This is a genomic window from Segatella copri (assembly GCF_026015625.1).
Lineage (GTDB): Bacteria > Bacteroidota > Bacteroidia > Bacteroidales > Bacteroidaceae > Prevotella > Prevotella copri_H.
In genome coordinates this window covers 287510-309005 of sequence record NZ_JAPDVG010000001.1, presented here as the reverse complement: position 1 = coordinate 309005, position 21496 = coordinate 287510, and the positions used below count along the sequence as shown (strand labels likewise).

Genomic DNA, 21496 nt, shown 5'->3' with positions numbered 1-21496 from the left:
AATTATTATTTTTTAATTATTAACTGCCCATTACTTCCACCCTAAGGTCTTGAGGTACAGGTCTTTGATGCGGGCTCCCACTTTCTCCCAGGTAATCTGGTCTACTTCTTTCTTGCCTTCCTCTGAGAGATAATCGAAAAGACTCTCGTTGTGACAGATGCTGTAGATGGCATCGGCAAGGGCATGGATATCCCAGTAGTCTACCTTGATACAGTTGGACAGGATTTCTCCACATCCACTCTGCTTGGAGATAATGGTTGGTGTGCCGCACTGCATAGCTTCCAAAGGTGAGATACCGAACGGCTCGCTCACAGATGGCATCACGTAGACATCACTGTCTTTCAGACATTCATAAACCTGTTTGCCGCGCATAAAGCCAGGGAAGTGGAACCGGTCGGCAATGCCTCTTTCGGCAGCGAGATAAATCATCTGATCCATCATATCGCCCGAACCTGCCATACAGAAACGCACATTGCGGGTACGGTGCAATACCATGTTGGCAGCCTCAACGAAATATTCAGGTCCCTTCTGCATGGTAAGACGTCCCAGGAAGGTTACTACCTTCTCCTTGCCCTTATGATTTGGGCGTGGAATATCCTGCCACTCCTGCTTCAATGGATATACGGCATTGTGCATGGCGAAACACTTGCGTGGATCCTGGTGATACTGGTGAATCACCGTCTGGCGGGTCAGTTCGGATACACACATGATGCAGTCGGCATTATCCATACCGTCTTTCTCGATAGCGTAAACGGTAGGGTTCACCTTTCCACGGCTACGGTCGAAATCAGTAGCATGAACGTGGATGCACAATGGTTTGCCACTCACGCGCTTGGCATGAATTCCGGCTGGGAATGTAAGCCAGTCGTGAGCATGGATAATATCAAATTCCTCAGAACGGGCTACAACTCCGGCAATGATGCTATAGTTGTTGATCTCGTCATGAAGATTTGACGGATAACCACCGGCAAAGTCCATACAGCCGAGGTCATTTACATGCATATAATTAAAATCGGCATAGATGTGGTCACGGTAGCGGAAATAATCGTCCGGATTCATGATATTGCCTACGCGCTGCTGCACATAGTCGTGATTTACATCTCGCCAGGCGATAGGCACACTGTTCATTGCCACAATCTTGCAGGCACTGCGGTCCTCATCACCGAAAGGATGAGGCAGACACAATGTGATATCAACATCGCCCTGGGCATGAAGTCCCTGGGAGATACCAAAGTTGGCAGTTGCCAAACCACCAAATACGTGAGGAGGATACTCCCATCCAAACATTAAAACTTTCATATAGCAGTCCTCCTATTATTAATATTGATATTTTTCAAGTAACTCGAGCGCACGCAGAATCTCAGCCACATTCATGGCGAAAGAGATGGCACCACGACCTGCGAATGGAGGGTTTCCATCGAAGAGTTCACTGATGGTACCGAGACAGTGGGAAGACATTTCGTCCTCATAACCTACCATCTGGCGTTCGATAAAGCTCAAACGGGTACGCTTATAGAGTTTCAGACTTGCCTCCATATAGAAGCCACCGAGCCATGGCCATGCCGTACCCTGATGGTAAGCATAGTCGCGCTGGGTCTGCGGACCTACATAAACAGGATTATATCCACCGCTCTTTGGCGAGAGTGAACGCAATCCCTTAGGAGTAAGGAGTTCGCGTGTACAGATATCAAGAACCTGCTTCTTCTGGTCTTGCGACAATGGAGAATAGTCGAAAGCCACTGCAAATATCATGTTCGGGCGAACGCTCCAGTCCATCATATTTCCATCAACATAATCGTAGAGATAGCCATATTCATTGAGGAAGGTATCGAGGAACGCCTGCTTGGTCAGCTCAGCCTGAGCCAGGAGTTTCTGCTGGCTGTCTTCTTCGCCTACTGTTGCAGCAAGAGAAGCACAGAAACACAAAGCGTTATACCACAAAGCATTAAACTCTACGATATATCCGGTACGTGGAACCACTGGTCTGCCGTTGGCAGTAGAGTTCATCCAGGTAACAGCCTTGTCCTTACCATCGGTATAGAGCAATCCGTTCTCTTCGAGCTTCAGGTTCGGATGCTTGTTATCCTGGATAAAGCTGATAACATCCTTGATAAACTGTCCATACTTCTTGAAGCATTCTTCCTTGCTGGTTTCCTTGGCATACTGCTGCAAAGCCCAGACAGCCCACAATGGCACGTCAGGCTGCTCTATCTCAGCAATATGAACGCTGACCGGCTTGCCTTCCATAAACTCGTAGTATCCCTTCATGGCAGTCTTCATCACCAGTTCGAAGTAGTCATCTTCCTCGATAGAGAGGGTGAGACCCGGAAGAGCGATGAATGTATCGCGGGCACGGCACTTGAACCAAGGGTAACCTGCCAGGATATAACGGTCATCGTTCTTTTCACGACGATGGAACTGATGAGCTGCATTGACCAGACAGTGGAAGAAATTGTCACGAGGCGAACGCTCATCCACTTCCTTGTCGAAGAGCTTCTTCAGGCTGACCGCCTTGATTTCTGAGGTAGAAGCAGCAAAGACGATGGTTTCGCCTTTCTTGATATCCATTTCAAAATAGCCAGGAACATAGAGGTCTTCGTTAGAAGCATAACCTCTCTCCTGCTCCTTCGGATATTCCACGCCACGATACCAATCTGGACAGAATTTAAACTCGTTCTTCTTGGAGAACTGCATATAGAGATCAGGATAACCTGCATACATACAGGTCTTGATGCCATGATCTACCTCAGCATAATCACGAGATGCGGTAGCATTCTCATGAGTAAACTGACGGACACTGCGGAAAGCCAAGAATGGACGGAAACGAAGGGTTGTAGCCGAATGGCCGTCTACCAGCGTATAGCGAATCAGAATGCGATTCTCATAATGCTGGAATACAACTTCCTTTTTCAGGATAACACCACCTACGCGATAAAGGGTAGTTGGCACTTTATCACAATCAAACTCACGAATGTACTTGTGGCCCATCGGACTATAGTTGTTGCCCTGGTACTTGTGCAAGCCGAGATTAAACTCAGCGCCATGCTGAATTACTGTAACATCCAGCGAACTCAAGAGCACATGATTCTCATCGTCCAGTTCTGGAACCGGCACGACAAGTAATCCGTGATACTTGCGGGTATTACAGTCTACAATCGTTGAGCACGAATATGCACCCGAGCGATTTGTTCTCAACAACTCCTTAGGCAACGACTCTTGAAGATTCGTCATAAGGGCCTTTTCGAATTTTAGATAACTCATAGATCTATATTAAGGTTCTATATTTTTGTTGACTAAATTAATTGCTTTCAAAGGTAACACTTTTTTGTGGTATAACAAAGTTTTTTGTATGCCATTTTTAGAAAAAATTGCCTTTTTATGTTTTAAAACATATTTTTAGACAAAAATGCTTGATTATTTCAAGAAAAAGCATTACTTTTGCACTCAGTTTTCAGTTTAAAAGATTTGTACACATGGCAGCTAGAGGAAAATACGATAAAGAAAATATAGCAATGCTGATTGCTAAGCTATGGGGAGGCATCACTGATGACCAGTTCGATTTACTGAAAGAACATCTGGAAATCAAGAAGTATAAGAAGAACGAAATCATCTACAAGAACGAGGGTACTCCCGAATATGCACTATGTCTCATAGCGGGAAAAGTGAAGATATACAAAGAAGGTATCGGTGGCAAGAGCCAGATTATCCGTGTTATCAAACCGATTGAGTTCTTTGGTTTCAGAGCCTATTTTGCAGATGAGATATACAAGACGGCAGCCATGTCGCTGGAAAACTGCGTCGTTGCCCAGTTCCCGCTGGCAGTTCTCATGAAACTGATCTCCAAGAGTTTCAACATCGGCTTCTTCTTTATCAAATATCTCAGTGTGGAAATAGGTAAATCGGACGACCGTACCGTGAACCTCACCCAGAAACATATCCGTGCCCGACTTGCCGAGGGACTGATATTTCTGAAAGACTCTTATGGGTTAGAAAAAGACGGAAAAACTCTTGACATCCGATTGAGTCGTGAAGATCTGGCAAATCTCTGTAATATGACAACGAGCAATGCCATCCGTACGCTCTCAGCCTTTACGGCAGAAGAACTCATCAATACAGAAGGAAGAAAAATCAAAATCTTACAGGAAGAAGAAATCATAAAAATAGCAGAACTCGGATAAAGTTCTGCTATTTTTTATTTATATGTTTTACATTATACGTTTTTCTTGATACATTTCCCTTATTACGGGCATACTGGTTATACGGGTATCAGGAAGTTGATAACCTCCTGAATTACAGTAATCTGGAATGGGCCTACCGGTGTATTCATCAATCTGCCATCAATACCTATCAGGGCATGCTGGGCATCGAGCACCTCTACCTCTCGGGTACGGTAAGGATGCACACTCTTATGGTTGAGGAACTTACCTTTCACAAAAAGATAGATTCCCTCGAAAAGCTGGGTTGTCTTAGGATGAGATACCACCGACACATCGAGCAGTCCGTTATATGGCACAGCATTCGGAGTCTGTCCATATCCTGTTCCATTGCCTATACACATCGTCATCACTCTACGCTTGATAACATCCGAATTGATTTTCACATGCATCTTATAGTCCAGACGCTGGAATATCATCAGGATGAAGGAACAGAGAAACGACAGGGTACGTGAACCGAAGATATGATGGGTTTTTCGTCTCAGGTTCATGATGGCGGCAATGAGTCCGATATTGATACAGTTGAGGAAATAGCGACGGCATTTCTCCCCCTTCTTATTCACATAGCGGATACAACCGAGGTCAATCTTTCTGATACGACGTTTTTTCAGCGACGCCACCGTCTTCTCGATATCGCTGTCGCTGAATCCCCAGAAGTGGGCAAAGTCGTTCATCAGTCCGTTAGGAATAACACCCAGTGCCACCTCTTCTCTTTCTTTCGGATCTATTTGCATCAGACAGTTTACGGCATCATTGAGCGCAGAATCTCCACCAACGATGACAATGGTCTTATAACCATTGTTGATAAACATTCTGATGAGCCGTTCTACGCTCTTCTGATTCTCGCTCTGCACAAAGTCGTAATCCACGCCCTGCTGCTTGAGCACCTTCTCTATTTTTTCCCAGCGCTTGTTACTTCGCCAGCCTCCTCTAGGGCAATAAAGCAGCCCCCATTTATTCTCGTTTACCATTGTCTCTTCTTTGTAATTTGAAAGTTGTAGAAATATCACTTCCGCCTAGCCACCATTGCATCCGATTCCATCGGATGCCAGCCCTAGCCAGATTCCAGACCGCAGCCTAGCTCCTCATCAGCTCCAAAACCGTCTCCACCTTTTTCTCCATTGGCTGCAATGCATCTACCCAATGGATAGTAAAGCCTCTACGCTCCATACCTCTGAACCACGTCATCTGCCTTTTGGCAAACTGATGGATTGCTATTTCCAGACCGCGATACATCTCATCGTATGAAGTCTTACCGATTACATATTCTGTAATAAACTTATATTCCAAACCATAATAGATGAGATTTTCGGCAGGAATACCACGATCTAGCAGTCCCTTGATTTCATCTACCATTCCCTCATCCAATCGCTGTTTCAGTCTCCGTGAAATTTTCTCCCTTCTTGCGTCCCGGTCTATGCTGACACCGATAATCAGCGAATCAACCGCAGGGAGTTCACGTTCGGGCATCGGATGCTCCAGATTATAGCTTTCAATCTCTATCGCCCGGATAGCTCGCTGTGCTGTATCCACGTCTGTGCGATTGTGCATATTAGAACCCGTTTTCGCCTTCAGCTCTTTCAGTATCAGCGTAAGTTCCTCTAAACTCTTATGAGCCAATGATTCACGGAGTTCCGGGTTCTGCGGAACAGGTGAGAGATGATAACCTTTCAGCACCGACTCAATATAGAGTCCTGTACCTCCACATAATATCGGAAATGCCCCTCTCTTCTGAATATCCTGATAGGCATCATAAAAATCCTGCTGATATTCAAAGAGATTATATTTCGTACCAGGCTCACAGATGTCAATAAGGTGATAAGGTATCTGCTTGCCATGAATAGTATAGTCAGCCAGATCCTTACCCGTACCTATATCCATGCCGCGATATACCTGCCGGCTGTCAGCACTAATGATTTCAGCGCCCTTGGCAGGGGTACCCGACAAATGGGCACCCAGGCTATTGATCCTGGCTGCAAGAGCGGCAGCAAGACTCGTCTTACCACTCGCCGTAGGTCCCAATATGGTTATCATCGAATATTTCATGCCGCAAAGTTAAATGAAATTATTGAGAAAACAAAATAAAATGAAAAGAAATTCTCACTTATAAAAACAAAAAGCCGTCCAGCATTGAAAAAATGCTGGACGGCCATATACTTAATCGTTAAGAGGCAACGAATTAACCGTTGTGCTTCTTCATGATCTTGATCAACTCAACAACCTTGTGTGAGTAACCAATCTCGTTGTCATACCAAGAAACAACCTTAACGAAGTTGTCTGTCAAATAAACACCTGCGTTAGCGTCGAAGATAGATGTCAAAGCGCAACCCAAGAAGTCAGAAGAAACAACAGCATCCTCTGTGTAACCGAGTACACCCTTCAACTCACCCTCAGAAGCAGCCTTCATAGCAGCGCAGATAGCCTCCTTAGAAGCAGGCTTCTTCAAGTTAACTGTCAAGTCAACAACAGATACGTCCAAAGTAGGAACACGCATAGAGATACCTGTCAACTTACCGTTCAACTCAGGGATAACCTTACCTACAGCCTTAGCAGCACCTGTAGAAGAAGGGATGATGTTGCCAGCAGCTGCACGGCCACCGCGCCAGTCCTTCATAGATGGACCGTCAACAGTCTTCTGTGTAGCAGTTGTAGAGTGAACAGTTGTCATCAAACCTGTCTCGATACCGAAGTTATCGTTCAATACCTTAGCGATAGGAGCCAAGCAGTTTGTTGTACAAGAAGCGTTAGAAACGATCTTCTGACCATTGTACTTGTCAGTGTTAACACCGCAAACGAACATATCAGCCTGGTTACCGTTAGCGTCAGCCTTAGAAGGAGCAGAAAGTACTACATACTTAGCACCAGCCTTCAAGTGCTTCTCAGCCTTGTCGTAAGCGAGGAAGAGACCTGTAGACTCAACTACGTACTCAGCACCAACCTCATCCCACTTCAAGTTCTCAGGATCACGCTCAGCAGTAACACGGATGTGGTTACCGTTAACGATCAACTCGCTCTTCTCAACGTCAGCCTCGATAGTACCGTCGAAATGACCGTGCATTGTATCATACTTCAACATGTAAGCCATGTAATCAACTGGGCACAAGTCATTGATAGCTACTACCTGTACTTCCTTTGCGTTCTCAGCCTCAACTGTAGAACGGAATACGAAACGACCGATACGGCCAAATCCGTTAATACCAATCTTAATCATTGTTCTTAATATTTAAATTAAAAGTTTAATAAAAATTACTTTTTTAACTGCTTTCAAGCGTTCATCCGATGCTGAAACATTCAAAATTTTACGCCCTAGAGCATTTTTTCTTCTTTTCGAGCGCAAAGTTACTAATTTTTTTCTAACTTTGCAACCAGAATGAGTATTAAATAAGTTAAAAAAGAATAGTAGAGCTTTAATATTGGCATTATTTTCACTCATTACATGCCATACTGACAACTCCATATTGCAAAAAGCAAAGAAAAAACTCAGCATTCTATACCTTATTATATATATAAGAAAAGAGAAAAAGAAAAACAATCAAACTATAGTTATAATTAAAAAGATAAAAGTATGAGTAAATTTTTGAATGAATTCAAGGAATTCGCCATGCGTGGCAATGTGCTCGACATGGCTGTCGGTGTTATCATCGGTGGTGCCTTTGGCAAAATCGTGAGCTCCGTTGTTGATGACGTCATCATGCCTCCTATAGGATGGCTGATTGGCGGCGTGAATTTCGCCGACCTCAAATTCACCCTACCTACTGTCAATGTAGGAGGTGAGGAACTGAAGGCGGCTACCATCAACTACGGTAACTTCCTCCAGACCTGTTTCGACTTCCTCATCGTTGCCTTCTGTATCTTCATGCTCATCAAGGTGGTGAACAAGATTTCCAAGAAGAAGGAAGAGGAAAAACCGGCAGAAGCTCCTAAGGATCCGGAGCCAAGCAATGAAGAAAAACTCCTCATGGAAATACGTGATCTCCTGAAGAACCAGAAATAAGAATAAAAAAAAGTCGCCCTCTTTGAAGGCGACTTTTTTATTCTGTTTATTCCCACTCAATTGTCGAAGGTGGTTTTGAAGAGATGTCATAACATACACGATTTACACCCTTCACCTTATTAATAATCTCATTACTTACCTTAGCCATGAAATCATAAGGAAGATGTGCCCAGTCAGCAGTCATCGCATCAGTACTGGTTACAGCACGCAAGGCAACCGGGTGCTCGTATGTACGCTCATCACCCATCACACCTACTGAACGGACAGTAGAAAGCAATACGGTACCAGCCTGCCAGATCTGATCGTAGAGAGAAACCTCGATCTCGCCATTCTGCATGTCAGCAGGAACACCGGCAGCCAGGACGCGACGAGCTTCCTCACCACTCAACTTCACCTTATACTCACGCAAGCCACGGATATAGATATCGTCAGCATCCTGAAGGATACGTACCTTCTCAGGAGTGATATCGCCCAAGATACGGACAGCCAAACCAGGACCTGGGAATGGGTGACGAGTAATCAGGTGCTCTGGCATACCCATAGAGCGACCTACACGGCGAACCTCATCCTTGAACAGCCACTTCAAAGGCTCACACAACTGAAGGTTCATCTCCTTAGGAAGACCACCTACGTTGTGATGACTCTTGATCACCTTACCGGTGATATTCAAGCTCTCGATACGGTCAGGATAGATGGTACCCTGAGCCAACCACTTGGCACCAGTCTGCTTTTTAGCCTCAGCATTGAAAACCTCCACGAAGTCGCGGCCGATAATCTTACGCTTCTTCTCAGGGTCAGTAACACCAGCCAGGTCAGCAAAGAACTTCTCTGATGCATCCACGCCGATTACATTCAAGCCCAAACACTTGTAGTCTTCCATCACGTCACGGAACTCATTCTTGCGCAACATACCATGATCTACGAAGATACAGGTAAGGTTCTTGCCGATAGCCTTGTTCAGGAGAACGGCAGCCACACTGGAGTCAACACCGCCAGAAAGACCGAGGATAACCTTATCGTCGCCCAACTGTTCCTTCAACTCAGCAACTGTTGTCTCAACAAAAGAGTCAGCACTCCAGTCCTGCTTACTTCCGCAGATATCAACCACGAAGTTCTTCAAGAGCTGTGTACCCTGCAAAGAGTGGAACACCTCTGGGTGGAACTGTACTGCCCATACAGGCTGTTTGGTAGAAGCATAAGCAGCATACTTCACATTAGCAGTAGAAGCGATGCACTTGTAATCATCAGGGATAGCAGTGATGGTATCACCATGGCTCATCCAAACCTGAGAGTTCTCGATGAATCCCTTGAACAAAGGATTCTCCTTATCGAAATGCTCCAAGTTGGCACGACCATACTCACGGCTGTCAGCAGCCTCCACCTTACCGCCCTGGGCGTAAGAAAGGAACTGAGCACCGTAGCAGATGCCGAGTACAGGAATGCGGCCGATAAACTGGCTCAGATCTACCTTGAAAGCTTCCGGATCATGAACGGAATAAGGGCTACCGCTCAAGATGACACCAATGACTGATGGGTCATCCTTTGGAAACTTGTTGTAAGGCATGATCTCGCAGAAGGTATCGAGTTCACGGACACGACGGCCGATGAGCTGTGTGGTCTGTGAACCGAAATCCAAAATAATAATCTTCTGTTGCATAATATCTAATTTTAATTTACAGTTTACAATTTATAGTTTATAGTAATCTTGCTATACGGCATAGCCGCTATTAACTATAAACTAATTACCTAACGATTTCAGGAATGCTTCCGCCTCTTTCAGCGTCTCCTGCTTTCCCACATCCATCAGCTTGAGGTCGTTCTTTACATATCCCTCTATGCGCACCTTGTCGCAATGCTTCAGATAGAAGTCCATGATAGGGAACTTGTCCGGTTCCTCCTCCATCAATGGAAAGAGCGATGGGGCAACCATGTGGATGCCCGAGAAAGCATACATCTTATAATCTTTGGGATTAAGATCAGGATAAGGACTCTTTACCTCGCCCGTTTCTATATTCGTCCATCCCACCAGTCGCATGCTGTCATCAAAGAGCAGATAGCGCTTGGTCTTGCGTTCGCTCACCATCAGGCGGGCAGCAATCATATCCCTGCTCTCCATCTGGTAGAATTTCTTCAGATCTACATTACTCAGAATATCCACGTTGTGGATAAGAATAGGCTCTGACTGGTTGAAGAGCGGCCATGCTTTCCGGATACCTCCACCCGTTTCGAGCAGCTTTTCACTCTCATCACTGATACGGATGTCCATACCGAAGTTGTCATGTGCTCTGAGATAATCGATAATTTGTTGGGAGAAATGATGCACGTTCACTACAATGCGAGTGAAACCGGCATCCTTCAACTGAAAGATGACACGTTTGAGCAAAGGTTCTCCCCCGACACTTACCAGAGCCTTCGGAATGCGGTCGGTAAGTGGCTTAAGGCGAGTGCCCAAACCTGCTGCGAATATCATTGCTTGCATCATTGCTAAATAGCTATTTTTAAATGTGCGTGCAAATTTACTAACTTTTTGCGAGATAGCCAAATTTGCACGCTATTTTCTATTGTTTTGCCGGCAAAACCTGTTCAATATGCTGTTCACGATGACAAATCTGCACTTCTACACCAAACTTCCGGTGAATATGTTCGGCAAGATGCTGCGCAGAATACACACTGCGATGCTGACCGCCTGTACATCCGAAACAGAACATCAGAGAGGTGAAACCACGCTGCATGTAGCGGTTTACATGATGGTCGGCAAGTGCATAGACATGATCCAGGAACTTCAATATCTCACCATCATCCTCCAGGAATCGGATAACAGGCTCATCCAGACCCGTCAACTTCTTATAAGGTTCGTATCTGCCAGGGTTATGGGTACTTCTGCAGTCGAAGACATAACCTCCACCATTGCCCGACGGATCCTCTGGAATGCCCTTACGGAAAGAAAAACTATACACTCTTACCACCAGCGGTCCCTTACCATCATATTTAGAATAGGTGGCAGGTCCGTCCTGCGGATGCGCACGATAGATATTGTTGTCGGTAGTCTTATAGCCGTCTGCACGACTCAGCGCCACACTCTCTATCACCTTGAACTGTGGCAATTCGGTCAGTCTTCTCAACATATCCATCATATAAGGATAAGGGAACACCTTGTCACCCATCTTCAGAAGATCTCGCAGATTCTGGATAGCTGGCGGAATACTGTCGATGAAATGTTTCTTGCGTTCGAAATAGCCGCGGAATCCGTAGGCGCCCAAAACCTGTAAGGTACGGAAGAGTACAAAAAGACTCAACCGGTTTACAAAATGGCGCACCGATGGTACCTCGGTATAATGCTTCAATGACTGGTAGTATTCCCAAACCAGTTCTCTGCGCAGTTTGAACGGATACTTAGCAGATGCCTGCCAGAGGAATGAGGCGAGATCATAATAGAACGGTCCTTTTCTACCACCCTGAAAATCAATAAAGTATGGATTTCCCTTATCATCCAGCATGATATTGCGCGCCTGAAAATCGCGATAAAGGAAACAATCCATCGGTTCTGATGTCAGATCCTTGGCAAAAAGCCGGAAGTTGGCTTCGAGCTTCAGTTCGTGAAAATCCAAATCGGTAGGCTTCAGGAAACAATACTTGAAGTAGTTGAGGTCAAAGAGTACACTGTCTACATCGAATTCTGGCTGCGGATAGCAGTTCTGCCAATCCAATCCTCTAGCACCGCGAATCTGGATATTCGGAAGTTCACGAATGGTTTTCTTAAGGAGTTCCTTCTCTTTCTGATTGTAACGTCCGCCCGCATCTCGTCCGCCCTTGATGGCATCGAAAAGCGAAGTACCGCCAAGGTCTGTCTGAAGATAGCAGAGTTCATCATCGCTCACCGCCAGAATCTGGGGAACAGGCAACTGTCTGAGCTGGAAATGCTGAGCCAGATATACAAAGGCATGATCCTCATCACGACTGGTTCCTATCACACCAATTACCGTATCACCATCATGCCCAATGATACGGAAATACTGCCGGTTACTCCCCTGCCCTGCCAATTTTATGACATCAGCCGGTTCTTCACCCGCCCATTTCTTATATAGATCAATCAGCTTTTCCATCATTATTCAGTTTACGTCGTTTCCGATCATCATCAATCTTCTGTGCGAAGTTATCTCCGATAAAGAGAAGCAATAAGATACCCAGCGTAGTAAGGAACGAGTTTGTAGTAGTCATTCCCAACTCTGCCTTTGTAATATAAATGAGTCCTCCGATAACAATCAGAAAGACCACTGCTTTTTTCCAATCAATATTGTTCATGCTATGAATTTTCTATTATGCTGCAAAATTACACAATTAAATTGAGAAAACAAAATAAAAACAAAAAAAAATCGGATGTCTCACGACAACCGATTTCCAAAAACAAACTACTTAAAAACTAATCTACTAAAACAAATCAAAAAAATATCTTTGCCATCCCTCAGGATGATACTTTCTTTTATTTACGATGCAAAGTTACAAAAAAAGATTATTCGAACCAAATAATTTTGCTATTTTTTGCATCTTTATGACTAAAAAAACAAAAAAATAGGGATAATTCGCTGAGAATCACCCCTATTTGATATTTTCGCTTTGCAAACTCGCAGTCTTACGATGTGCTTTGTTTGCTCAAATTATTCATCTTATTACATCATACCACCCATACCAGGTGCTGCAGCTGGTGCAGCTGGTGCAGGCTCTGGTTTGTCAACCAACACACACTCTGTTGTCAGGAACAAGCCTGCGATAGAAGCAGCATTCTCCAAAGCTACACGCTCTACCTTGGCAGGATCTACGATACCAGCCTGACGCATATCTTCGTAAACGTCCTTGCGGGCATTGTAACCGAAGTCACCCTCGCCCTCGCGTACCTTATTTACTACTACTGAACCCTCGCCACCGGCATTGGCAACAATCTGACGGAGAGGCTCCTCAATAGCACGCTCTACGATACGGATACCTGTTGTCTCGTCAGCGTTATCACCCTTCATATCCTTCAATGCCTCGAGAGCACGGATATAAGTAGTTCCACCACCAGCAACGATACCTTCCTCGATAGCGGCACGGGTAGCGCAGAGTGCATCGTCAACACGATCCTTCTTCTCCTTCATCTCAACCTCAGAGTTGGCACCTACATAAAGGACAGCTACACCACCGGCGAGCTTAGCCAGACGCTCCTGAAGTTTCTCCTTATCATATGAAGACTTAGTATTCTCAATTTCGTTCTTGATCTGAGCTACGCGATCCTGGATATTAGCCTTCTCGCCATGACCATTAACGATAGTTGTATTGTCCTTGTTGACGGTAACCTTGTCTGCTGAACCCAGCATATCCAAAGTTGCCTGCTCCAACTTCAAGCCTTTCTCCTCAGAGATAACAACACCGCCTGTCAATACTGCGATATCCTCCAGCATAGCCTTGCGACGGTCGCCGAAGCCAGGAGCCTTCACAGCACAAATCTTCAAACCGCCACGCAAACGGTTAACTACCAAAGTAGTCAAAGCCTCAGAATCAACATCCTCAGCGATAACCAACAAAGGACGACCACTCTCAGCAGCAGGCTGGAGAATTGGCAAGAACTCCTTCAAGTTAGAAATCTTCTTATCATAAAGAAGGATGTATGGGTTATCCATTACACACTCCATCTTGTCTGCATCAGTCATGAAGTAACCGCTCAAATAACCACGGTCAAACTGCATACCCTCAACAACACCGATGTTGGTATCACGGCTCTTGCTCTCCTCGATAGTAATGACACCATCCTTTGAAACCTTGCGCATTGCGTCAGCCAAGAGCTTACCAATCTCTGCATCGTTGTTGGCAGAAACTGTAGCCACCTGCTCAATCTTATCGTAGTTGTCATCTACCTGTTCAGCATGCTCCTTGATGAAGGCAACAACAGCAGCTACAGCCTTGTCGATACCGCGCTTCAAGTCCATTGGGTTTGCACCTGCAGTAACGTTCTTCAAGCCCTCTGTTACGATAGCCTGAGTCAGGATAGTAGCAGTTGTTGTACCATCACCGGCATCATCACCAGTCTTGCTAGCAACGCTCTTAACAAGTTGAGCACCAGTATTTTCGAATTTATTCTCCAACTCTACTTCCTTAGCTACGGTAACACCATCTTTAGTAATCTGAGGAGCACCAAACTTCTTTTCGATTACCACGTTGCGGCCCTTAGGACCGAGAGTTACCTTTACTGCATTTGCCAACTGATCAACACCCTTCTTCAAGAGGTCGCGGGCATCCATATTATATTTAATATCTTTAGCCATAATCTATTCTTTCTAATAATGTTTAAATAAATATCTGCAAAAAGTTTTTTATCTTTTTACTTTTTTACCTTTAAGAATTACTCTTCTACTACAGCGAGTACATCGCTCTGACGCATCATGATATATTTAGTACCATCGAATTCGAGTTCTGTGCCAGCGTACTTACCATAGAGTACGGTATCACCTTCTTTGAGAATCATCTCTTCGTCTTTCGTACCCTTACCTGTAGCAACGACCTTACCGCGCTGTGGTTTCTCTTTTGCTGTATCAGGGATAATAATTCCACCTACTTTTTCTTCAGCTGGTGCAGGAAGTACCAGCACTCTGTCTGCTAATGGTTTAATGTTCATGATTCTATAATATTTTAATTGTTATACATTTATTTTGCCAACAGGTATTGCTACCCGTCACCCCGCCAGTATACGAAAAACGTGCCAAAGCATCCATACTGACACTTTGACACGTTTAAATACTGACATTATATCACAAAAACTTGTGTTTTATTTCATTTTCCATTGATAATCGAATCTTTCAATATCCTCCTCAACCAGTGGATTACCATTCTGAACTTCGATGAAAGTCAGCTGTGTAATCGCCTTGATGGCATGATAATGCTCCAGAGGAATCACCACGGTATCACCAGCCTTCACATGTTTCTCCTCACCATCAAGTACAAAGATGCCCTCACCTTCTACGAATGTCCACACCTCAGAACGATGGTGATGAAGCTGATAACTGATATTCTTACCTGGCTTCAAGGTAATACTCTTGGTGAGCGAATGATTGCCGTCAGCATACTCAGAATCGTCAATCACCCGATAAGTACCCCACCTTCTTTCCTCATACATCGGACGCGGAGTAAGATGTTCTACCGCCTTCTTGATGTCCTCGGAATATTTCTTTGCACAGACGAAGATGCCATCAGGACTCGCTGCAACAACTGCATCCTTCAAGCCATCCACATACAGAGGCAACTGGAGTTCGTTGATGACATGCGTATTCTCGCAATGACTTCCCATCACCGCATTACCGATGCTGGCATGGTGCAGCTCATCAGTGAGTGTATTCCAAGTACCCAGGTCCTTCCATTCACCATTAAACGGTACTACCGCTACCGATTCAGCCTTCTCCGCCACCTCGTAGTCGAAAGAGATTTTTGGAAATTCGCTATATCTTGCACGAGTATCTTCAAAGTTCTCACTCTGCATATACTTACGTACAATCTGCATCATATAGCCCAAACGGAAAGCGAAGACACCACCATTCCAGTAAGCACCCTCCTCCAGGAGTTTCTCTGCTGTAGGCACATCCGGTTTCTCGGTAAATCTCTTCACTATCTGAAACTTCTCTCCTTCAGCAAAAGGAACCACATAACCATATTTTGCACTTGGATAAGTAGGTTTGATACCCATCAGCACGAGGTCGGCGACGTTTTTCTCCACACATTCCACCATACGGGCTATGGTATGGAAATATTCCAACTCGGTATAAGGATCACAAGGCATAATAACCACAACCTCGTCATCCTCACATTTCTTCTTCAGTTTCAGATAACTTGCAGCTAAAGCGATAGCAGGGAAAGTATCACGCCTCTCCGGTTCGGTAACCACAGAAACCCGCTCTCCCAGCTGGTTCTGGATGATATCCAGCTGACTGGCGTTTGTAGCAAGCGTAATATCGTTGGTCAGATTTGCTTCCTGAGCCTGACGTACCACGCGCTGAACCATACTTTCCATCTCCCCATTCTCCTTTTCGAGCAATGGCAAGAACTGTTTGCTTCTAGCATTATTGCTAAGTGGCCAGAGCCTTTTACCCGAGCCACCCGATAATAAAATTAATTGCATATTATTACTATCTAAATCGTTTATTGTTCATACTTAAGATTTCACAAATTAACAATGAGAGACTGCATCACATCAGGAGTTTACTCCCTGTACCAACAGGTCTCAAAGAAGAATCATCCGTGATAATCCGGCTGCAAAAGTACGTTTTTCTTTTGAGACCACCAAGCAATTTCTAAAAAAACTACCTATTTATATAAAAATACCTAGATATGCGCAAGAAAGTAAAAAGGAAGAAAAACCATCATTTAAACAGATTAAAAACAAGAAAAGCTGGTTCAAGTTGGTTCAAGTTGGTTTATTTCGATATTTTTTTGCTGATTTATTTCCGATTTTCAACTATTATTATTACCTTTGCGACCAAATATCATTTAAGCATACCTCAAATAACTTAAAAAGATATATAAATATAGGAGTATAAAAAACATAAGCAAATGACGAACAAGCATTATAAAGGAAATGAAATGATAAGGAGACTGGTGATAGGTGCCGATTTCGTTATTCTCAACATCGTACTGTTGTTCTATACCCAATATGGTCAAGAACTCATACCTGCGTATTTCGACAAAGCAACAAAGATTACCTTTTTTGTTGCCAATGCTGCCTTGTTCCTAGGCGAATACTTCTATTCCACCATCATTCATGTCAGAAAGATCGGGTTCCTACAGGTTACAAAGCGTACTTTATATCTGGCTGCAGCAACAACATTCTGTTTCTTTACCTTCTCAAGACTACTCGGTCACGGGGGAAAGATGTTCTCCTTCAGCATTATCTTCGGCATAACATTCTATCTGTCTCTCATCATAAGCCGACTCTGCGAACTCAAATTACTAAAGTATTTCCGCTCTAAGGGCCGCAACTCACGCACCGTCGTCTTTGTAGGTAACGATCCTGCCGTGAGCGAGATGTACAAGACGATGACAGAAGATCCCTCGGCAGGTTATATCGTAAAAGGATATTATGCAGATGAAGACATCACAGATAATCCGGAAGGGTTGAAAAGAATAGGAAACATGAAACAGCTCAAAGAGATTATCTCTTCTACCATGAATGATACCATCAATGGTGAACCTTCCAATATTGACGAGGTTTTCTGCTGCCTGTCGCATAAAGATCCTGAAATCATCAATATCATACACTTCTGTGATAAGAATGTGATACACTTCTACTACCTGCCACGTGTGTTTGGTGAGTACAAATTGCATCTTGATGCCCAGAATTTTATGGGAAGGACGGTATATTCAAACCGCATAGAACCCCTAACAAGCATGTCAAACCGCATTATCAAGCGTAGCTTCGACATCGTGGTGAGCGGGCTTGCATGTTTGTGCGTTCTACCATTCATTCCATTCATAGCTCTCATCATCAAGATTCAGAGTCCTGGTCCAATTTTCTTCAAACAGGCAAGAACGGGTCTGAATGGTGATACCTTCTACTGTCTTAAATTCCGTTCCATGCATGTGAACAAGGATGCAGACAAGGCACAGGCAACAAAGAACGACCCACGTAAATTTGCTTTCGGCAACTTTATGAGAAAGACGAACATAGATGAGTTTCCTCAATTCTTCAATGTTCTTAAGGGAGACATGAGTATTGTGGGTCCGCGCCCTCACATGCTGCATCATACAGAGGTGTATGGAAGCCTGATAGATAAGTATATGGTTCGCCACTTCTCCAAGCCGGGTATCACAGGTTGGGCTCAGGTTACCGGGTTCCGTGGTGAGACTAAGGAGCTCTGGCAGATGGAGGAACGTATCCGCCGTGATATCTGGTATATAGAGAACTGGTCGTTCTGGCTTGATATCAAGATTATCTTCATGACAGCCAAGAGCATTATCTGCCCTGACAAGAATGCTTATTAGGAGTCTATAACTTATTAGGAGTCTATAAAAAGAAAAAAGAGGATGTGCCATAAGTTTGGAAAATAGTTGGCGCACACCAGTTGGTCACCGCATGCACATCAGCTGTTGTGCAAGCGCATATCAGCTGTTATGCAAGCGCACAACAGCTGTTGTGCGACCGGAGATACTAACTGTCTCAACAACATATACTAGCTCTTCCAACAACATATACTAGATATACTAGCTTTTCCAACAACATATACTAGCTCTTTCAACAATATATACTAGCTCTTTCAATAACATATCCTAGTTTTTCCAACAACAAGAAGAGGGTGTATCATTAACTTATGACACACCCTCTTTTTAGGTATTCTCTTTACTTATTACTTAGATTACTTAGACGGAAGCCTGTTGAGCCAACAGGTAAGGTCATTCAACATTTGGTCGTGATACGGGAAGCCATGAGCGGCATCGCGGAACCCCCATCCATGTCCGGCAGTCGGATAGATGTGCATGGTACACTCGTTGCCCGCCTTGCTCATGGCAGAATAATAGGCTACGCCATTGGTTACAGGAGGAACAACCTTATCATCAAAAGACATCAGTATGATGGCACGAGGGGTAAGATTAGGACGAACAGCCTTGTCGTTAGACCACTCTTCTACCAGTTTCTTATTGGTATTACGCTCTTCACCCAAGAAATTCACACATGATCCCTTATGAGAGATACGCTCATCCATTGAAATCACCGGATAGAAAAGAATCGAGAAATCAGGTCGCACAGCCGCCTCAGCATGAGTACTGATGGAAGAAGCCAAATGACCACCGGCAGAAAATCCCATGATACCGACATCTTCCTTGTTTATTTTCCATACTGCAGAACTGTCACGAACGGTACGCATCGCCTGATAGGCATCACTCAACGGAATATTGCGGTTTCCCTTAGGCATACGGTATTTCAAGACAAAGAAAGCGATACCCTGTTTGTTGAAATATTCTGCCCACTGATGCCCCTCATGGTCCATCGCAAGATGAGAATACCCACCTCCAGGACAATCTACTACGGCTCTTCCTGAAGGATTCTTAGGAAGATAACAGGTGAGTTCACTCTGTCCATCGCTACTGTTCTTCAATACGAACTTGCGAGCGGTGGATTGCGCTGATGCTGATATTGCTGTCAGCATCAGAAGAAAAAAAATCATTGCCTTTTTCATTTTTTCTGTTTTGTTTTGTTGTTTATATCTTTATTCTGTTTTGCTAAGATAATGCAAAGATAGGCATTTTTTCGTTAACCCTATGTTATTTTTTCTTCTTTTTTTGGTGTTTTTGTTCCAATCGCTTTGATTATTGGTTCTTTTTTGCTATATTTGCAGAAAAATTGCTGTAAACGGCAATCGGAGAAAACATCTCTCTTCTGCCGCTGGCATTTATTTAGGAGTCTCACTTATAAAATATTGACATAGAATAATGAAGGATTTTTTCAAGAACGTGGCAGCCACTATCGTAGGACTGTTTGCCTTCGGGCTGATTATGACCATCCTGGGTTTCATCTGTATCATCGGAATGGTGGCATCGAGCAACAGTAAACCGGCACTGAAAGACAATGCGGTGATGGTGATGAAACTACAAGGACAGATTGAAGACCGTACTGAAGACAACTGGCTCGGCGAACTGACAGGCGAGCAGTTTAACAACATAGGCATGAACAGGATTCTCTCTTCTATCCGCAAGGCAAAGAATGAGGATAAAGTGAAGGGCATCTATCTGGAAACAGGTATCTTGGAGACAGATTATGCCACTTTGCAGGAAATCAGAAATGCACTTGCCGATTTCAAGAAGAGCGGCAAATGGATTATCGCATATGGTGATGCTCTCTCACAGGGTGGATATTATCTGGCTTCGGTTGCCAACAAGGTATATGTAAACCCAGAAGGCAATGTGGACTGGCATGGTATTGCATCGCAGCCACAATATATCAAAGATGTAGCAGCCAAATTTGGCGTTCACTTTACGGTAGTGAAGGTAGGCAAATACAAAAGCTATACTGAAACATACACCGAAGACAAAATGTCGGATGCCAACAGAGAGCAGGTTTCACGCTATATTAGTGGACTCTGGCTACAGATGTTGGGAGATGTGAGCAAAAGCAGAAACATCAGCAAGGATTCACTGAACCGCTATGCTGACGGGCTGATGGTGTTTGATGATACCAAGCTACTGAAATCTCGAAAGATGGTAGATGGATTCTGCTATTATGATGAAATCAGAGACGTGGTAAAGAAACAGTTAGGACTGAAGGCAGACGAGACCATCAATCAGGTTGACTATAACGACGTAGATATGACTATAGACGACTCGAATCTGATGAGCGAAGAGATTGCCGTATACTACTGTCAGGGGTCCATTGTCAGGATGGAGACTCCTAGCATCTATGATTCTGAGCAACAGATAGTAAGTACAAAGGTCATCAAGGACCTTCAGGAACTTGCAGATAACAGTCAGGTAAAGGCCGTAGTTCTGCGTATCAATTCGGGCGGTGGCGATGCCTATGCTTCGGAACAGATCTGGAGAGCAGTTAAAGAATTAAATAAAAAGAAGCCGGTAGTGGTTTCGATGGGTGGTATGGCAGCATCGGGTGCTTATTATATGAGTATGGGTGCCCAATATATCATGGCACAACCTACAACATTGACCGGCAGCATCGGTATCTTTGGAGCCCTGCCAGATTTCAGTGACCTGATGACAAAGAAGTTAGGCTTCAAGTATGATGAAGTGAAGACCAACCGCAACAGTACCTATGCCTCTGCAGGCATGTCACGCCCATGGAGTGCAGAAGAGATTGCCAGCATGCAAAACTATGTGAACCGTGGATATAGCCTCTTCCGCAATCGTGTGGCTGAGGGCAGAAAAATGAGTACCGAACAGGTTGAGAAGATTGCTCAAGGAAGAGTATGGCTGGGTACAGACGCCAAGAAGATCAAGTTAATTGATGGATTCGGCGGCTTGAGCGACGCCATCGACAAGGCTGCAGAATTGGCTCATCTCAGCAGTTATCAGGCGGTAGAATATCCGGCATTGGCTGGATGGATGGAACAGTTGCTGGATATGGCGGGCGGAAACAAGGGAACATATCTCGACGAACAGTTGCGTCTGGCATTGGGTGATCTCTACCAGCCATTCATCATGATACGCAATATGAAGGAGAAAGAGCCTATACAGGCTGCACTTCCTTACGTACTGAACATACAATAACATTTATAATAAGGTATGCGTACATTAATATATAGACATACCGGTTAAGAGAAAGGAA

At 44.4% G+C, this 21496-nt stretch carries 18 protein-coding genes; 4 read left to right on the top strand and 14 right to left on the bottom strand.

Annotated features, from left to right (window positions below):
* Positions 1–30: 30 nt before the first annotated feature.
* Positions 31–1299: a glycosyltransferase family 4 protein gene (locus ONT19_RS01495; RefSeq protein WP_022121648.1), complete on the bottom strand. Its 1269-nt coding sequence runs from the start codon at positions 1297–1299 to the stop codon at positions 31–33.
* Between the two features lie 18 nt (positions 1300–1317).
* Positions 1318–3261, bottom strand: coding sequence for a glycogen debranching enzyme N-terminal domain-containing protein (locus tag ONT19_RS01490; protein WP_118190386.1), 1944 nt, complete (start codon positions 3259–3261; stop codon positions 1318–1320).
* Between the two features lie 212 nt (positions 3262–3473).
* Here ONT19_RS01490 and ONT19_RS01485 point away from each other — a divergent pair, with 212 nt between their 5' ends.
* A complete protein-coding gene (locus tag ONT19_RS01485; RefSeq protein ID WP_118079039.1) occupies positions 3474–4178 on the top strand; it encodes a Crp/Fnr family transcriptional regulator in 705 nt (234 codons plus the stop codon).
* Between the two features lie 77 nt (positions 4179–4255).
* Here ONT19_RS01485 and ONT19_RS01480 read toward each other — a convergent pair whose 3' ends face one another.
* From ONT19_RS01480 to ONT19_RS01465, 4 genes are all read right to left on the bottom strand, one after another.
* Positions 4256–5185 carry a diacylglycerol/lipid kinase family protein gene (locus ONT19_RS01480; protein ID WP_022121645.1) on the bottom strand — a complete coding sequence of 310 codons (930 nt, stop codon included), beginning with the start codon at positions 5183–5185 and terminating at the stop codon, positions 4256–4258.
* A gap of 106 nt (positions 5186–5291) precedes the next feature.
* Positions 5292–6260 carry a tRNA (adenosine(37)-N6)-dimethylallyltransferase MiaA gene (gene miaA / locus ONT19_RS01475; RefSeq protein WP_022121644.1) on the bottom strand — a complete coding sequence of 323 codons (969 nt, stop codon included), beginning with the start codon at positions 6258–6260 and terminating at the stop codon, positions 5292–5294.
* 133 nt (positions 6261–6393) lie between these two features.
* The gene (gap, locus tag ONT19_RS01470; protein ID WP_022121643.1) at positions 6394–7425 is read right to left on the bottom strand and encodes a type I glyceraldehyde-3-phosphate dehydrogenase; all 1032 of its coding nucleotides are present in this window, start codon (positions 7423–7425) and stop codon (positions 6394–6396) included.
* A 12-nt stretch (positions 7426–7437) separates the two neighbouring features.
* Positions 7438–7671: a hypothetical protein gene (locus ONT19_RS01465; protein ID WP_264952454.1), complete on the bottom strand. Its 234-nt coding sequence runs from the start codon at positions 7669–7671 to the stop codon at positions 7438–7440.
* Positions 7672–7779: 108 nt separating this feature from the next.
* Between ONT19_RS01465 and mscL the strand changes: the two genes are divergently transcribed.
* Positions 7780–8208, top strand: a complete 429-nt coding sequence (gene mscL, locus ONT19_RS01460; protein ID WP_006846294.1) for a large-conductance mechanosensitive channel protein MscL — start codon at positions 7780–7782, stop codon at positions 8206–8208.
* 46 nt (positions 8209–8254) lie between these two features.
* Here mscL and guaA read toward each other — a convergent pair whose 3' ends face one another.
* The 7 genes from guaA to ONT19_RS01425 all read right to left on the bottom strand — a co-directional run bounded on the left by guaA (position 8255) and on the right by ONT19_RS01425 (position 16348).
* Positions 8255–9865 carry a glutamine-hydrolyzing GMP synthase gene (gene guaA / locus ONT19_RS01455; RefSeq protein ID WP_022121641.1) on the bottom strand — a complete coding sequence of 537 codons (1611 nt, stop codon included), beginning with the start codon at positions 9863–9865 and terminating at the stop codon, positions 8255–8257.
* An 81-nt stretch (positions 9866–9946) separates the two neighbouring features.
* Positions 9947–10690, bottom strand: coding sequence for a nucleotidyltransferase family protein (locus ONT19_RS01450; protein ID WP_264952455.1), 744 nt, complete (start codon positions 10688–10690; stop codon positions 9947–9949).
* Positions 10691–10766: 76 nt separating this feature from the next.
* Complete coding sequence (locus ONT19_RS01445; protein ID WP_118085972.1) at positions 10767–12311, bottom strand: RapZ C-terminal domain-containing protein; 1545 nt, start codon at positions 12309–12311, stop codon at positions 10767–10769.
* Positions 12295–12510 (bottom strand): hypothetical protein, encoded by a 216-nt coding sequence (locus ONT19_RS01440; protein ID WP_006846290.1) that lies wholly within the window; start codon positions 12508–12510, stop codon positions 12295–12297. Before ONT19_RS01440 ends, ONT19_RS01445 begins: the two co-directional genes overlap by 17 nt.
* A 365-nt stretch (positions 12511–12875) precedes the next feature.
* The gene (gene groL / locus ONT19_RS01435; protein ID WP_006846289.1) at positions 12876–14504 is read right to left on the bottom strand and encodes a chaperonin GroEL; all 1629 of its coding nucleotides are present in this window, start codon (positions 14502–14504) and stop codon (positions 12876–12878) included.
* 77 nt (positions 14505–14581) lie between these two features.
* Positions 14582–14854, bottom strand: coding sequence for a co-chaperone GroES (locus ONT19_RS01430; RefSeq protein WP_006846288.1), 273 nt, complete (start codon positions 14852–14854; stop codon positions 14582–14584).
* Positions 14855–15004: 150 nt separating this feature from the next.
* Positions 15005–16348 (bottom strand): sugar phosphate nucleotidyltransferase, encoded by a 1344-nt coding sequence (locus ONT19_RS01425; protein ID WP_264952456.1) that lies wholly within the window; start codon positions 16346–16348, stop codon positions 15005–15007.
* A 431-nt stretch (positions 16349–16779) separates the two neighbouring features.
* On the opposite strand from ONT19_RS01425, the gene ONT19_RS01420 reads away from it, so the two are divergent.
* On the top strand, positions 16780–18207 hold the full coding sequence (locus tag ONT19_RS01420; protein WP_182433071.1) for an undecaprenyl-phosphate glucose phosphotransferase: 1428 nt from the start codon (positions 16780–16782) through the stop codon (positions 18205–18207).
* Between the two features lie 371 nt (positions 18208–18578).
* Here the strand turns inward: ONT19_RS01420 and ONT19_RS01415 are convergent, their stop codons facing one another.
* Positions 18579–19388, bottom strand: a complete 810-nt coding sequence (locus ONT19_RS01415) for an alpha/beta hydrolase (RefSeq protein ID WP_264952457.1) — start codon at positions 19386–19388, stop codon at positions 18579–18581.
* Positions 19389–19653: 265 nt separating this feature from the next.
* On the opposite strand from ONT19_RS01415, the gene sppA reads away from it, so the two are divergent.
* Positions 19654–21438 (top strand): signal peptide peptidase SppA, encoded by a 1785-nt coding sequence (sppA, locus tag ONT19_RS01410; RefSeq protein ID WP_264952458.1) that lies wholly within the window; start codon positions 19654–19656, stop codon positions 21436–21438.
* Positions 21439–21496 lie beyond the last annotated feature (58 nt).